Raw genomic sequence first — 14,172 nt, 5'->3', positions numbered from 1 at the left:
TGCGAAATGGACGAAATGCAATGGTCTTTGCAAGTTGGTGGCGTCATGACCGCGTAGCATGTTCCGCCGGGACGCTTGGAGAGGGACACGTGACAGAGCACGCCAGGGACGGCTTCGAGGGCTGGCTGCGCGCCCGCGTGCCCGCGCGTGGCCTGCGCGGCAAGGCGGCCGCCGTGCTCGAGGTGCTGCTCTCGCAGCCGCGCCGGGCCTCGTTCGGGTCGGCCGGGGAGCTGGCGCAGCTCGCGGGGGTGAACGTGGCGACGGTGACGCGCACGGCCCAGGCGCTCGGGTTCGCGGGGTGGCCGGCGCTCCAGCAGGAGCTGCGCGCCCGGTACCTGTCCTCGCTGAGCGCCGGCCAGGTCGCCGCCGAGCACCGGGGCAGCGGCTCGCCCAGCTCCCGTTCGCTCCGCCGCGACCTGGACAGCCTGGCGCTGCTCAACCGGCGCCTGGACGAAGGGGCGCTGGTGGCGATCGCCGAGGCCGTCGCCGCGGCCCGCCGTACGGTGATCGTCGCCGACGGCAGCTACGCGGCCGTCGGGCTCGCTCTCGCGCACAACGCCCGCCTGGCGGGCTATCCCGTCACGGCCGTGACCAACGGCGACGCGGAGCTGGCCAACACGGTGGCCGCCATCGGGGCAGGGGACGTGATGGTGGCGATCAGCTTCTGGCGGCTGTACGAGAGCACGGTCCTGGCCGCCAACCTGGCCCGTTCGCGCGGGGCGCGGGTGTTCGCCCTGACGGACGCGGCCAGCCCCGCGCTGGCCGACGCGGCGGAGGAGGTGGTGATCGTGCCGGCGGAGGGTGAGGCGTTCTTCCCGTCGCTGACGGCCGGCATGGCGGTGGCCCAGGCTTTGGTCACCCAGCTCGCCGCGGTGGACCCGGCCCGCACGGGGGCCTCTATCGAGGCGGCGGAGTCCATGTGGACGCGCTTCGGCCTCCTGCACCGCCGCCCGGCCGCTCCCCAGGCGTGAGTGGTCATTCGCGCCGCAGCGCCCCCCGGGCCGGGGGCGAGGGCTGATTGACGATCATGTTGGCGAACTGCGCGCCGACGAGCTCGTAGTCCAGCTCGTCGTCCCCGCTCAGCGTCAGCTTCACGTCCGCCAGCACCGAGCAGGAGCCCACGTTGTACGTCGTCGACAGCCGCAGCACCACCGGGCCGCCGCCGGACTCCAGGTAGAGCAGCCCCCTGCACTGGCCGCCGTTCGTGGTGAACTGGCCCACCATCGCCGTCAGCGAGCCCGACGTGATGGTCAGCGTGGTGTTGTACGAGCCCCAGCCGGGGACCATCCAGTCGATCCGGCCGCTCCAGGTGCCCTGGTAGTCCTCCGGCACGGAGACCGATTCGTCCGGCGAACTCCCGACGACCGGCTCGGCCGTCTCGGACCTGCCGGACGTCGAAGGGGCGGCCATCGTGGTGGTCCCGGGTGCCGGGCTGGGGGTGGGCTTCTCGTCGGATTTGTTCGCTATGAGCACGACCGGGATCAGCGCGGTGACGATCGCGGCGCAGGCGCCGATGATCGCGACGATGATCTGGACCCGGTGGTCCTTCTTCGGCTCAACAGGAGGGGATGTCACGTTCCAAACCGCCCGTCTGGAAGTCCGCGCCAATCACCGAGAACATCCACTCATGCCGCCTTCGCGTTACTCTGACCGATGAATTTCGGTGGGCATGCGGATCTATATGAGATGAATGGCACTGGGGCACTGGGTCAGGAGGACGGATGAGCACGATGGCGATGATCAGGTACGAGACGCGGCCGGAGGTGGCCGACGACAACCAGCGGATTGTCGAGCAGGTCTTCGCCGAGCTGAACGCCGAGGACCCCGGCGGGCTGCGCTACATGTCGCTCCGGCTGGCCGACGGGGTGACCTTCGTCCATGTGGTGATCAGCGACGGTGACCTTTCGCCGCTGACGAAGTTGAGCGCGTTCACCGAGTTCCAGCGCGGGCTCGGCGAACGGGTGGTCGGCGCTCCGGTGCGGGTGGAGGCGACGCTGGTCGGGTCGTACGGGATGGGCGGCTGAAAGGCCGGCGCGGGGCGGCGAGGAGGTCGCTCCGCGCCGGCCGGGGCTAGAGCCAGCTGGCCCGGACGCTGGAGCTGTCCGGCGCGTCGCTCGGCGGGGTGGCGAGGGCGCCGGAGCGGACGCCGTCGAGCAGGCGGCTGACGGCGTCGACGATCTCAGGGGCGCGCTCGCGCAGACCCGCCACGTCGGCCGGGCTGATCTCGTCGTGGCCCACCCCGGCCTCGTCGAGCACGCCCTCGAGGTCGGCCAGCCGCTCCGCCAGCCACTTCAGCGGCTCGCCGGAGAGCTGCTCGTCGAACACCCGCCGGCCCGGCTCCCACCCCCGCAGCGCGGGGTGATGGTGGGTGCGGTCGAAGCTCCCCGGCGTGCCGGTGACCGACTCCAGCAGGTCCACCCGCCAGAGGGGCCGGTCCACGGTGATGGGCCGCGCCGAGTAGATCGATCCCTGCAGCTCGCCCGGCTCAAGCCTGCGCAGCTCCAGGCGCACACCGCGCTCGGCTCCCTCCTGGCCCGCGGTCGGGTTCGGGTCGACGAAGTAGATGTCGCTCACAGCCACGCCGATGCGCTCGAAACCGAAGAGGTAGAGCACGGGGAACCACTTCCTTTGCGTTGCAGGGTCGGAGGGGTCGTGGTCAACGTACCCACCTCGGGCCCGCGCCGACCGCGCTGTCAGCGGCCGGCTCCGAGCTCGGGGGAGCCGACGCCCGGCCCCACCCGCGGGACCTGCCCGGACGTCCCCCGTCCCAGCAGCAGCGTGCCCAGCCAGATGAACGCCATGCCCAGGGCGGCCAGGGCCGACTCCCTGCCGGTCTGGTACATCCCGACGGCCAGCACCACCATGCCGAGGGTCGTCACGCCCGCGCTCACGACCGTGACCCGCTGCAGCGCGGCCAGGATGACCGCCAGCGCGACCAGGGCGCCGAAGAACACCTGCGCCTCGATGCCGTACACGATCGCCTCGAACCCGGCCCCCGGCTCGCCGCCGAACCCCGCGTACAGGCCCATCACCAGCCGCACGACGGCGGCGGCCAGGCCCAGCAGCGCGACGCCCGTCGCCGCCTCCAGCGCCACCCGGCGCCCGCCCGCCACCGGACCGGCCATGCCGCGCAGCCCCAGCGTCATGACGCCGAACATGAGGAACCCCGCCAGGCACGCCACGTGCGCGGCCGTCCACCAGAGGCCGCCCGCGATGTCGGCGCCCGAGGGACGCATGAGGAGCCAGCCGCCGAGCAGCGCGGCGGGCGCGGCGGTGAAGGAGATCTGGGTGAGGCGGTTCATGGCGACCACGATGCCCTCTCGCCAGGGAGGCGCTCATCGGTGATCGCCCCTGACTTTCCCCTGATCCGCCCCCGTCAGGTCAGGTGGCGGTCGCGCGCTGGCAGCGCTCGGCGTGCCAGCGGGCAGGGTGGTCAGGGCTGATCCAGACGTATACCGTTAAAACGTTTTGCCTCGGAGGGGCGAGCGGTACCGGCTGCCGGTCCGGCGCCACTCGTGGTCGATGACGTTGAGGTGCTCTGAGAGGAATTGATCGCATGACGGAACCGACCAAGTTCGACTTCTGCCCGTGGCTGTTCTGGGACCATGCGACCGACGAGGACCGCCTCGCCCAGGAGCGCCACTTGGAGGCGCTGCGGGCCAGGACCGCCGTCGATGTGGCGGGCAAGGTGTTCGTCTCACCGCTGGCGGCCGTGTACGCCGACAGCCTGCGCATGGGCGACCACTGCTACATCGCCGCCCACGCGTACGTCACCCACGACATCGTCATGGGCGACGACTGCACGATCAACCCGTATGCCGTGGTGCGGGGGGACGTCGTGCTGGGGAACGCGGTGCGGGTGGGCGCGCACACGTCCTTGCTCGGCTTCAACCACGGGACCGCGCCGGACCGGCCGGTCTTCCGCCAGGCGACCACGTCGAAGGGCATCCGGATCGGCGACGACGTGTGGATCGGCTCGAACGTGGTCGTACTCGACGGGGTGACGATCGGCGAGCACGCCATCGTCGGGGCGGGCGCGGTCGTCACCAAGGACGTGCCCGCCTGGGCCATGGTCGCGGGCAACCCGGCCCGCCGCATCCGCGACCGCCGCACCCCGCGCTCCGCCCCGAGCGCCGGTCAGGACCTGGAACGGCTGCTCGCCGACTTCGCCACCCGCGCCAAGGCGCAGGCGGAGGCGGTGCTCGGCCGGTGCTGGACGGGGGAGCGGTACGTGGACCGCCCGGACGCCCCGCCGACCGTGCGGGCCTGGTGCGACGCGGTCGAGATCGCCGACCTGCTCCTGGACGGGGCGCCGCCGACCCCGGCGCGGGAGGAGATCGTCGCGTTCCTCCGCGACCGTCAGGACCCGGCCACGGGCCTGATCCCGGAGATCGGCGTCCCTGGCTCCCCGGAGATCGGCGGGACCGACTCGCTGAAGGGCTCGCTGGAGCTTGACGGAGCCGCCGCCTATCACGTGCTCTGCGTCGGCTACGCCCTCGACCTGCTCGGCACCCGATTCCGCCACCCGGTCCACGCCGTCGCGAACCTCGGCTCGCAGGACCTGATCGCCACCCTCGACTCCCTCGACTGGAGCCGCAACGCCTGGTCGGCGGGCTCGTGGGTGGACGCGTTCGGAACGGGCCTGCACCGCAACCTCGCCGACTTCGGCGTACGGGGCGAGCTCGAGACCCTGTACGGGTGGCTGCTGACCCGCTGCAGCCAGGCCCACGGGATGTGGGGCGAGCCGGATCCCGACGCGGGCTGGCTGCAGGTGGTCAACGGCTTCTACCGCTTGACGCGGGGGACGTTCGCGCAGTTCGGCGTGCCGTTGCCGTACCCCGAGCGGGCCGTCGACACCGTGCTCGCCCAGACCGCCGACCCGCGATACTTCGGCCCGGACACCGGCAACGCCTGCAACGTGCTCGACGTCATCCACCCCCTGTGGCTGCTGGGCAGACAGACCCGGCACCGGCGCGAGGAGGGGGAGGCGTGGGCGCGGCAGCACCTCGTACGGGCGGTGGGCGGCTGGCACGACGGCGCGGGCTTCAGCTTCGCCCTGAGCCGGGGGAGCGGCACGACCCGCACGCCGGGGCTGCAGGGCACGGAGATGTGGCTGGCCATCATCTGGCTGCTGGCCGACTACCTCGGCGTCTCGGCCGCTCTCGGCTACCGCCCGCGCGGCATCCACCGCCCGGAACCGGCCGCACCGCCGCCGGCCCCTGCGAACCGGAGCACGGGGGCCCGGCCGATCTCACGTTCGTGCCCTACTGCGCCTGGGCCAACCGAGGCACCGGCCCGATGACGGTCTGGGCACCCATGCATCGCTGACATATGATCTCCGGGCGCGCGGCCTGACCGTCGCCGCGCGCCCGGCCTGATCCCCCCACGCATGGAGGCCCCCGCTCCGTGAGGACGCTGCTGGTCGAACGCATCCGCCTGTTACAGTTGTCGCTCCAAGATCGGAAAGCCGTCGCCGGCCTGGTGCTCGTGCACGCCGGAGGGGCGCTGGCGCCGGCCGCCGCCGCCCTGTCCACCGGATGGCTGGTGGCCGCGCTCACCGGCTCCGCGAGCGGCCGGGAGCCCGCCACCGCGATCGTGTGGCCGCTCGTCGCGATGGCGGCCCTGCTGGCGGTCACCGAGGTGCTCGAGGCGCTCGGCGGCGCGCTGGAGCAGTTCGTGGCCGGGCGCGTGGACGCCCTCGCGACCCGGTCGCGCACTGGAGCCTGGAGGGGATAATTCAGCCATGCGCGTCATCTTCGACACCGATATCGGCAGCGACGTCGACGACGCGCTCGCGCTCGCCGTCCTGCTCGGCTCTCCGGAGGTCGAGCTGATCGGCTGCACGACCGTCTACGGTGACACGCTGCTGCGGGCGCGCCTGGCCAAGCGCCTGGCAGGCCTGGCAGGCCGATCACCGGCCGTCGTGCCCGGAGCCGTCAGGACCCTGGCCGACCGGCCCGTCTGGTGGGCGGGGCACGAAGGCGCGCTCTTCACCGACCTGGACAGCGAGCGGGTGGACGACGGGGACGCGGCGGCGTACCTGGTCGACGAGGTGACTCGCGCGCCCGGTCAGGTGGACGTGGTGGCGGTCGGGCCGCTCACCAACATCGCCAACGCCGTCACGGCCTCCCCGTCCTTCGCCCGGGACGTACGGCACCTCTGGATCATGGGGGGCCGCTTCGACGGCCCCGAGCCCGAGCACAACCTGAAGAGCGACCCGGAGGCGGCGGCCATCGTGTTCGGCTCGGGAGCGCCGATCACGGTCACGGGGCTGGAGATCACCACCACGGTCCGGATGGACGCCGCGGACGTGGCCGCCATCGCGGCCGCCGGGGCGCTGGGGGAGGCACTGAAGGCGGAGGTCGAGCAGTGGTGGCGGTCGCGGAACGCGGAGTGGAACTGCCCGCACGACCCGATCGCGGTGCTGACCATGCTGGTGCCGGAGCTGTTCGCGTTCGGCCCCGAAGGACAGGTGATCATCGGGGCGGACGGGTCGAGCACGTTCGAGGAGGCGACAGGCCGGACGCGCGTCACCACGTCGGCTCGCACCGAGCCGGTGGCCCGGGAGATCGTCCGCCGCATCGTGAACGCCGCCGCGTAGCTCGACCTACGGCAAAATCTGTCTCACGTACAAGGCAAGTGTCGCCCACGATTCGGTAGGGGATCCTGCTGTACATATGTTGGTGATATCGGCTCATAGTGACCTACTTGCGGGAGCCGATGCGAGGCATCGATGACCACTGGCACATCGCGCACACAGACGTACGCCGGCGGGCTGCCCGCTGAGGTGACCAGCTTCATCGGGCGTCGGCACGAGATAGCGGCAGTCAAACGCCTGCTGGCCGACGCCCGCATGGTGACCCTGACCGGGCCGGGCGGCGTCGGCAAGACCCGGCTGGCCCTGCGCGTCGCCGCCGACCTGCGCCGGGCGTTCCCCGACGGGGTCTGGCTGGTCGAACTCGCCGAACTGGACAACCCGGCGCTGCTGCCGCAGACCCTGATCGCCGAGCTGAGGATCCAGAACCACTCCGCCCGGCCGCCCATGCAGGTGCTCACCGAGCACCTGCGCGAGCAGCGCACGCTGGTCGTCCTGGACAACTGCGAGCACGTGCTCGACGAGTCCGCCACGGTGGCCCAGACGCTGCTGTGCTCTGCCCCTGACCTGCGGATCCTGGCCACCAGCCGACAGTCGCTGGGCATCACCAGCGAGCAGATGTTCACCGTGCCGACGCTGCCGCTGCCAAGCTGCGAATTCCCGCACGACACGTCGTCCTCCATCCCTGACGCGGTGCGGCTCTTCGCCGAGCGGGCCGCGGCCGTCAGCCCCGGTTTCACCGTCACGGACGAGAACCTGGACGTCATCGAGCGGATCTGCCGCCGCCTGGACGGCCTGCCGCTCGGCATCGAGCTCGCCGCCGTACGACTGCGCGCGCTCTCGGTCCATCAGCTGCTCGAGCGGCTGGACGACCTCTTCCGCCTGCTCCGGGCGGGATCGAACACCATCGTGGCCCGCCACCGGACGCTCCGCGCCCTGATCGACTGGAGCCACGGGCTCTGCACCGAGCAGGAGCGCCTGCTGTGGGCCCGTCTCTCGGTGTTCACCGGCAGTCTGGACCTGGAGGCGGCCGAAGCGGTCTGCGCCGGGGACGGCATCGCCCGTGATGAGATCGTCGACCTGGTGATCGGGCTGGTGGAGAAGTCCGTCCTGCTCAGGGAGGACCATCCGTACGGGGTGCGGTACCGGCTGCTGGACACGATCCGGCAGTACGGGCGCGAGCAGCTCGTCGCCTCAGGGCAGGAGGAGGAGCTGAAACACCGGTACCGCGACTACTACCGGCGGCTCTCGCACGAGGCGCAGGCGCAGCTGTTCGGCCCGGCGCAGGTCAAGCTGCTGTCCCGGCTGCGCGTCGAGCATCCGAACCTGCGCACCGCGCTGGAGTACTGCCATGCCGAGCACACCGGGCTCTGCATCGACATGGCGAGCGACCTGCTCTACCACTGGATCACCAGCAGCCATCTGGGCGAGGGACGCACCTGGCTCGAGCAGGGACTCGCGGACACCGCCGGCGGGTCCGAGGTCAGGGCCCGGGCGTTCTGGGCGTGCGGCTGGCTCGCCATCATCCAGGGCGATCGGGCCTCGGCCATCGGGCTGCTGGCCCAGAGCAAAGATCTCGGCGAGCGGCTCGGACTGGAACCGGTGCTCGGCTATGTCACGCTCTACTCCGGAATGGTCGCCATGCACGAGGGGGACACCGCGTCGGCCATCCGATCCTTCGAGGAGGCGGTGACCCATCATCGCGCCGGTGGCGACCCCGCGGGCGAGGTCCAGGCGCTGACCTGGCTCTCCCTCGCGCGCTCGTTCCTCGGCGACTCCGTACGCGCCGTCGCCGCCGCCGAGGAGGGCATCGCCGTCTGCGACGCTCATGGTGAGAGCTGGCACAGGGCGTACACGGCGACGGCGCTCGGCATCGAGCTCTGGCGCCAGGGCGACACGCGGCGCGCGACCGCCCTGGCGCAGGAGAGCCTGCGCGTCTTCCACGCGCTGGACGACTCGGTCGGGGTCGGGCTCACCGTCGAGGTGCTGGCCTGGATCGCCGCCTCACAAGGTGAGTACGCGCGGGCCGGCGAGCTGCTGGGCATCCTGCGCAACATCTGGGAGGCGATCGGCGCGCCCCTGCTGGGGTTCGGCCACCTCACCCGGTACCACGACGAATGCGCGGACCGTACCCGCCGCCTCCTGGGCGACCAGGCCTTCCAGAGGGCCGTCAAGCGGGGGGCCAGGTGCTCTTCCGGCGAGGCGCTCGCGTACGCCCTGATGGAGGAGGCGCCCGCCCGCACCCGGGACGGTGAGGCGGGCCGGTCCTCGCCGCTGACCCCGCGGGAGATGGAGATCGCCCGGCTCATCGCACGGGGGATGCGGAACAAGGAGATCGCGGCGGCGCTGGTGATCGCTCAGCGCACCGTCGAAGGCCACGCCGAACACATCCTGCGCAAACTGGGCTTCACCTCCAGGACCCAGATCGTCGGCTGGGTGGCGGAGCAGGCCCGCCTCGCCGGCGAGGGGCCTCCCGGAGGCGAGTGAACATGCCCGTCCAGGACACGATCCGGAACGTCCCGGCGGCCGGTTTGCGGCAGACCGACGCTCCAGCCTTCATCGGACGACGGCACGAGATCTCCGAGGTCAGGCGGATGCTGGCCAAGACCCGCCTGCTGACCCTGACCGGCGCAGGCGGGGTCGGCAAGACCAGTCTGGCACGACGTGTCTGCGAGATCCTGCCGCACAGGTACCGGGACGGGGTCCGGCTGGTGGAGCTGACCGCCATCGAGGACGAGGACCTGCTGGTCCCGGCCGTGGCCGCCGCGCTGGGAATCCGTGACACCACACCGGACCTCGTGGGCCTGCTGACCGAGCATCTGGCGGACAAACAGCTGCTGCTGGTGCTGGACAACTGCGAACATCTGCTCGGCGCGTGCGCCCGGCTGGTGCACCGGTTCCTGCGCGACACCTCGCGGCTGCAGATCCTGGCCACCAGCCGCCAGTCGCTCGGGGTGTACGGCGAGCGGGTGCTGCCGGTGCCGTCACTGTCGATCCCGCAGCCCGGTGACAGCACCCGCGACATCGCCCGGCGTGACGCCGTGCGCCTCTTCGCGGAGCGAGCGGCGACGATCCGGCCGGGCTTCCTCGTCGACGCGGGCAATTCCCGGGCGGTCGCCCGGCTGACCCGGCGCCTGGACGGGATTCCGCTGGCCATCGAGCTGGCGGCGGTACGGCTGCGTACGACATCGGTGCAGGACCTCGTGAACGAGCTCGACAAGCACCTGGAGGTGCCGGCCGAGGTCGCACCCGGCACGGTGGCACGCCACCAGACCCTGCGGGCGACCATGGACTGGACCTTCGGGCTCTGCTCGCCCGGCGAGCGGCTGCTGTGGGAGCGGCTGGCGATGTTCCCGGGAGGCGTGGACCTGGAGACCGCCGAAGCCGTCTGCCCCGGGCAGGGGCTGGACCGCGACGACGTGCTGGATCTGATGGGCGGCCTGGTGGACAAGTCCATCCTGTCCGGGGCCGAGCAGTACGGCACCGGAGTCCGCTACCGCATGCTGGAGACCATCCGCGCGTACGGCCGCGAACGACTGCCCGCCGCGGACGAGGAGGCGCTCCGCGAGCGCTACATCGATCACTATCGCCGGCTGGCGGAACGACTGCGCGTGGACCGGGTGGATCCCGGCCAGACCGACAACGTCCAGGCGCTGAAGCCGGAACTCCCCAACGTGCGGGTCGCTCTGGACCTCTGCTTCCACCTGCCCGGCGACGCCCCTGTCGGCCTGGAGATCGCCTCCACGCTGTGGGCCAACTGGCTCGTCGCCGGTGCTCCCAGCGAGGGCCGGTACTGGCTGGGACGCGGCCTCGCGCTCGTCCCCGGATCGGGCGTCGTCAGGGCCATGGGCCTGTGGGCCAAGGGGCTGCTCGGCCACTACCAGGGCGATCCGGCCGCGGCCGACGACGCGCGGGAGTGCGCGGCGCTCGCGTGGCGGCTGATGGACGAGACGGCGCTCGCGTTCGCCGTCCAGCTCTCCGGTGTCGCGGCACTGTGCGCGGGCGACGCCGAAGGCGGGCTCGCGCTGCTGGAGGATGCCATCACCCGCCACTGGGCGAGAGGGGACGTCCACGCCGTAGGGGTCACCCTGTACCTCGCCGCCCTCTTCGCCGCCTCCATGAGCCCGGACCGGGCCGCCGCGTACGGCGAGAAGCTTGTGGCACTGTGCGAGGATCGCCACGCGCCGCTCTTCCGCGCGTACGCGCTGTACGCGGTCGGCATGGCCCGCTGGGAGCAGGGCGACTGGCGGCAGACCGAGGCCAGGATGCGGGAGGTCGCCGCCTTCTGGAGCGCCGCCGACGACCGGTGGGGCCTGCCCCAGTGCCTGGAGGTGCTGGCCTGGACGGCCGGGGCGCGCGGCCGGCACGAGCGGGCCGCCCGGCTGCTGGGCGCCGCCCACCTGTTGTGGGAGGCGGTCGCCGCCTCGCCGATGCGGCTGCAGTACCAGGCGAGGTCACACCAGGAGTGCGCCGAGCGGGCCCGTCACGCGCTGGGGGCCCGGGCGTACACGGCGGCCTTCCGGGACGGCACGCGGCTCGCGCTCTCCCGGGCGGTCGCCTACGCGCTGGAAGAGCCATGACGAGCGCCGCCGGCCACCGCCGTGCTCGGTCAAGGGTGTCCGAGCACAGGCTCGGGAGTGACTGGGTGAATCCTCAGGAGTAGAGGCGGTCGGGCGTCACCAGCAGGACTTCGCTGTTTTCCGTCGCGAGCAGGTCCGCTGTGAAACCGGCGGCGCTGTAGCAGGCCAGGCGGGTCGAACGCGTGTCGTAGCCGCGGCCCGCAAGAAGGTCGCGGACGCGCCGGAGCCGCTCGACATGCCCCTCGCACATGATGTCTCCCCACTTGACCTCACCCAGGGAGAGCACCTTGCGCGGCCCGCCGTCGGGCTTGGACAGGACGACCACGTCGATCTCGTGACTGGTGCGGCGTTCGGGATCGTTGACGACGCCGTGGCCGACCTCTGCGGGAACGTCGCCGAACACCTCTGCCTCCGCGAAGTCCGCGGCCCACGTGCGGCAGATCTCTTCGAAGTGCGGTCCCACCACCCCGCTCAGGAACCGATCACGGCTGCGCTTCCATACCTGGTCGGCTCGCCTGCGTTCGAGCTCCCGCCAGGCCGGTCGCATCACCGAGTGGTAGAAGGTGATCAGCGGTTCTGTGATCCGGTAGTGCGGGCGGGCGGCGCGCAACATGTCGGGGGATTTGGCCAACAGCCCCGCATCCTCCAGCACGGCGAGCGGGTGACTGATCTCCGTGGCCTTTCGGCCGATGTAATTGGCGATGCCGCCGCGTGAGGCGTTCCCCTCTGCCACCGCCGCCAAAACGGAGTGATACAGGGCGGGATCGCGCAGATCCGGCTCTTCTGCGAGGAGGTAGCGCGCCTCACGGAAGAGAGGGCGAGCGGGATTCAGCACCGCGCGCTTGACCCAGGCGTCGAAGTCGGCGAGTGACTGCGGGACGTCATCGCGAGTGTATTCGCGGCGGTAGGCAGGAGTTCCGCCCACCACGGCGTGCGTCAGCAAGGCGAGCCGGGGGTCACTGATCTGCCAGAATTCCGCCGCGAGCCGATAGTCCAGCGTGGGAACGACCAGCTCCAAACCCGCCCTGCCACGCAACGGTGCGTTCCCGGCCAGCAGCCCGCCCATGAAGGTAAGGGCGGAGCCGCACAGGATCAGGCGAATCGGTGACCCTCCCTTGCGTCGCCGCAGATCCAGAGCCGCCTGGAGGATGGACGGCAGTTCAGGCGAGACCTTCACCAGGTAGGGGAACTCGTCGATCACTACGGGGAAGGGCGACGAGGTCTCCAGATCCAGAATCGCGTCGATGACCGCGCGCCAGGAGGTGAAGTGGAGCGGGGCAGGGCTACCGAGCCGGGCAGCCAGCAGCTCGCCGATCAGATGGAAGTGCTCGGCGGGAACCGCCTCGGTACCTTCGATGTAGATGCCCCCGGCCGCATCGCAGATGGAGCCAAGGAGCAGGGTCTTTCCTTGGCGTCGCCTCCCCGAGACTACGCCGAGCGTCGGATACGGTGAATCATCGTTGATGAAGTCGACCAGTTCGGCCCATTCCGCATCGCGGTCGAAGATCTCTGAAGGCTTGGCGATGAGCACTCCTATAATGTAGGAGTATACTTGCTATAAGTCTAGTTCAACATTAGCGGCGCCCTCCAAGGGGGTGCGGGGCCGGACGGTCAGCCCGATGTTGCTGATCTCGTTGTGGCCGGTGCTCATCAGCTCGATGCCGGCCGCGTCGCCGGGGACGAGCGCCTCGCTCGCCGCCAGCCTCGACCGCTCCAGCCTGGACGCGTTCGACATCCTGCTCATCCATGACCCCGACGACCACTGGGAGGAGGCTGTGCGGCACGCGTACCCGGCGCTCGAGCGGCTGCGCGAGCGGGGCGGGGTGCGGGCGTGCTGGTGGCGGGGGTGTTCAACGGCGGCATCCTGGCCGACCCCGGCCCGGCGCGTACTACGACTACGCCCCCGCGCCCGAGCCGGTGCTGAAGCGGGCGCGCGGGCTGGCCGACCGCTGCGCCGCGTACGACGTGCCGCTCGCGGCGGCCGCGCTGCAGTTCCCGCTGCGCCACCCGGCGGTGACCGGCGTCGTGGTCGGCGCCCGCAGTCCCGAGGAGATGGCCGAGGACCTCGACCTGGCCGCCCTCCCGATCCCTGACGACCTCTGGATCGAGTTGGATGGACCTATGACCCGCATTGACGCCCACCACCACGTCTGGGACCTCGCCGCCCGCCCGCACGGCTGGCTCGACGCCGAGCCGATGGCGCCCGTCCGCCGCACGTTCACCCTCGACGACCTCGCCGGGCCCGCGGCGGCGGCCGGGGTCACGGCGACCGTGCTGGTGCAGGTGCTGCACGACCTGGCGGAGACCCGGGAGTTCCTGGCCCTGGCCGCCGGGTCCGAGCTGGTCGCGGGCGTCGTCGGCTGGATCGACCTCACCGCGCCCGACGCCGCCGACACCCTGGCCGGGCTGCCGGACGGGCTGGTGGGCGTCCGCCACGGCGTCCAGTCCGAGCCGGACCCCGACTGGCTGACCCGGCCCGACGTGCGGCGCGGGCTCGCCGCGGTGTCCGCCGCCGGGCTCACGTACGACCTGCTCACGCTGCCGCACCAGCTGCCCGCCGCCGTCGACACGGTGGGCGCGCTGCCGGAGCTGACGTTCGTGCTCGACCACCTGTCCAAGCCGCCGATCGCCTCCGGCGAGCTGGAGCCGTGGCGGAGCCGGATCCTGGAGCTGGCCGCGTACCCGAACGTCTACTGCAAGCTGTCCGGCATGGTCACCGAGGCCGACTGGGCGTCCTGGCAGGTGGCCGACCTGCGGCCGTACGCCGAGACCGTGCTCGAGGCGTTCGGGCCCGAGCGGGTGATGTTCGGCTCCGACTGGCCGGTCTGCCTGCTCGCGGCGGAGTACGAGCAGGTGGCGCAGGCCGCGGACGAGCTGTGCGCGGGGCTGTCGGAGGGCGAGCGGGCCGAGGTCTTCGCCGGTACGGCCCGCCGCGCGTACCGGCTGCATCAAGAGACGCGGAACGTCGTGCGGTAGGTCCGCGACTCCTGCGGGCCG

13 protein-coding genes and 1 pseudogene are annotated in these 14,172 nt (G+C 71.7%); 9 read left to right on the top strand and 5 right to left on the bottom strand.

Annotated features, from left to right (window positions below; genetic code table 11):
* Positions 1 to 89 precede the first annotated feature (89 nt).
* Positions 90 to 971: a MurR/RpiR family transcriptional regulator gene (locus ABD830_RS08615; RefSeq protein WP_344985958.1), complete on the top strand. Its 882-nt coding sequence runs from the start codon at positions 90 to 92 to the stop codon at positions 969 to 971.
* A gap of 4 nt (positions 972 to 975) precedes the next feature.
* Here ABD830_RS08615 and ABD830_RS08610 read toward each other — a convergent pair whose 3' ends face one another.
* Positions 976 to 1,575, bottom strand: coding sequence for a hypothetical protein (locus ABD830_RS08610; protein ID WP_344985957.1), 600 nt, complete (start codon positions 1,573 to 1,575; stop codon positions 976 to 978).
* 146 nt (positions 1,576 to 1,721) lie between these two features.
* Here ABD830_RS08610 and ABD830_RS08605 point away from each other — a divergent pair, with 146 nt between their 5' ends.
* Positions 1,722 to 2,024, top strand: a complete 303-nt coding sequence (locus ABD830_RS08605) for a hypothetical protein (RefSeq protein ID WP_344985956.1) — start codon at positions 1,722 to 1,724, stop codon at positions 2,022 to 2,024.
* 46 nt (positions 2,025 to 2,070) lie between these two features.
* Here the strand turns inward: ABD830_RS08605 and ABD830_RS08600 are convergent, their stop codons facing one another.
* Together ABD830_RS08600 and ABD830_RS08595 are read right to left on the bottom strand one after the other, a co-directional pair.
* Positions 2,071 to 2,613 (bottom strand): hypothetical protein, encoded by a 543-nt coding sequence (locus ABD830_RS08600; RefSeq protein WP_344985955.1) that lies wholly within the window; start codon positions 2,611 to 2,613, stop codon positions 2,071 to 2,073.
* Between the two features lie 80 nt (positions 2,614 to 2,693).
* Positions 2,694 to 3,302, bottom strand: a complete 609-nt coding sequence (locus tag ABD830_RS08595) for a hypothetical protein (RefSeq protein ID WP_344985954.1) — start codon at positions 3,300 to 3,302, stop codon at positions 2,694 to 2,696.
* 254 nt (positions 3,303 to 3,556) lie between these two features.
* On the opposite strand from ABD830_RS08595, the pseudogene ABD830_RS54125 reads away from it, so the two are divergent.
* The 6 genes and pseudogenes from ABD830_RS54125 to ABD830_RS08570 all read left to right on the top strand — a co-directional run.
* A pseudogene (locus tag ABD830_RS54125) lies at positions 3,557 to 4,039 on the top strand (acyltransferase); the annotation flags it as partial.
* A gap of 578 nt (positions 4,040 to 4,617) precedes the next feature.
* Positions 4,618 to 5,328 (top strand): hypothetical protein, encoded by a 711-nt coding sequence (locus tag ABD830_RS54120; protein WP_425567075.1) that lies wholly within the window; start codon positions 4,618 to 4,620, stop codon positions 5,326 to 5,328.
* A gap of 78 nt (positions 5,329 to 5,406) precedes the next feature.
* Complete coding sequence (locus tag ABD830_RS08585) at positions 5,407 to 5,736, top strand: hypothetical protein (protein ID WP_344985952.1); 330 nt, start codon at positions 5,407 to 5,409, stop codon at positions 5,734 to 5,736.
* Positions 5,737 to 5,743: 7 nt separating this feature from the next.
* Positions 5,744 to 6,601 carry a nucleoside hydrolase gene (locus ABD830_RS08580; RefSeq protein ID WP_344985951.1) on the top strand — a complete coding sequence of 286 codons (858 nt, stop codon included), beginning with the start codon at positions 5,744 to 5,746 and terminating at the stop codon, positions 6,599 to 6,601.
* Between the two features lie 132 nt (positions 6,602 to 6,733).
* Entirely contained in the window at positions 6,734 to 9,082 is a 2,349-nt protein-coding gene (locus ABD830_RS08575; protein ID WP_344985950.1) for an ATP-binding protein, read from the top strand.
* Between the two features lie 2 nt (positions 9,083 to 9,084).
* A complete protein-coding gene (locus tag ABD830_RS08570) occupies positions 9,085 to 11,175 on the top strand; it encodes an ATP-binding protein (protein WP_344985949.1) in 2,091 nt (696 codons plus the stop codon).
* A gap of 73 nt (positions 11,176 to 11,248) precedes the next feature.
* Here ABD830_RS08570 and ABD830_RS08565 read toward each other — a convergent pair whose 3' ends face one another.
* Together ABD830_RS08565 and ABD830_RS08560 are read right to left on the bottom strand one after the other, a co-directional pair.
* On the bottom strand, positions 11,249 to 12,706 hold the full coding sequence (locus ABD830_RS08565) for an ATP-binding protein (protein WP_344985948.1): 1,458 nt from the start codon (positions 12,704 to 12,706) through the stop codon (positions 11,249 to 11,251).
* Between the two features lie 24 nt (positions 12,707 to 12,730).
* Complete coding sequence (locus ABD830_RS08560; RefSeq protein ID WP_344985947.1) at positions 12,731 to 12,910, bottom strand: hypothetical protein; 180 nt, start codon at positions 12,908 to 12,910, stop codon at positions 12,731 to 12,733.
* 11 nt (positions 12,911 to 12,921) lie between these two features.
* Between ABD830_RS08560 and ABD830_RS08555 the strand changes: the two genes are divergently transcribed.
* Positions 12,922 to 14,151, top strand: coding sequence for an amidohydrolase family protein (locus ABD830_RS08555; protein ID WP_344985946.1), 1,230 nt, complete (start codon positions 12,922 to 12,924; stop codon positions 14,149 to 14,151).
* Positions 14,152 to 14,172 lie beyond the last annotated feature (21 nt).

This window comes from Nonomuraea helvata, from assembly GCF_039535785.1.
Taxonomy (GTDB): domain Bacteria; phylum Actinomycetota; class Actinomycetes; order Streptosporangiales; family Streptosporangiaceae; genus Nonomuraea; species Nonomuraea helvata.
Note: the sequence above shows the minus strand (reverse complement) of the source record. Positions and strands in the feature narration are given on the sequence as shown.

Coding starts and splice junctions, on each gene's coding strand:
- ABD830_RS08605 (WP_344985956.1), top strand. CDS start 1,722: ATGAGCACGATGGCGATGATCAGGTACGAGACGCGGCCGGAGGTGGCC.
- ABD830_RS08595 (WP_344985954.1), bottom strand. CDS start 3,302: ATGAACCGCCTCACCCAGATCTCCTTCACCGCCGCGCCCGCCGCGCTG.
- ABD830_RS08580 (WP_344985951.1), top strand. CDS start 5,744: ATGCGCGTCATCTTCGACACCGATATCGGCAGCGACGTCGACGACGCG.
- ABD830_RS08575 (WP_344985950.1), top strand. CDS start 6,734: ATGACCACTGGCACATCGCGCACACAGACGTACGCCGGCGGGCTGCCC.
- ABD830_RS08570 (WP_344985949.1), top strand. CDS start 9,085: ATGCCCGTCCAGGACACGATCCGGAACGTCCCGGCGGCCGGTTTGCGG.
- ABD830_RS08560 (WP_344985947.1), bottom strand. CDS start 12,910: ATGTCGAACGCGTCCAGGCTGGAGCGGTCGAGGCTGGCGGCGAGCGAG.
- ABD830_RS08555 (WP_344985946.1), top strand. CDS start 12,922: ATGACCCCGACGACCACTGGGAGGAGGCTGTGCGGCACGCGTACCCGG.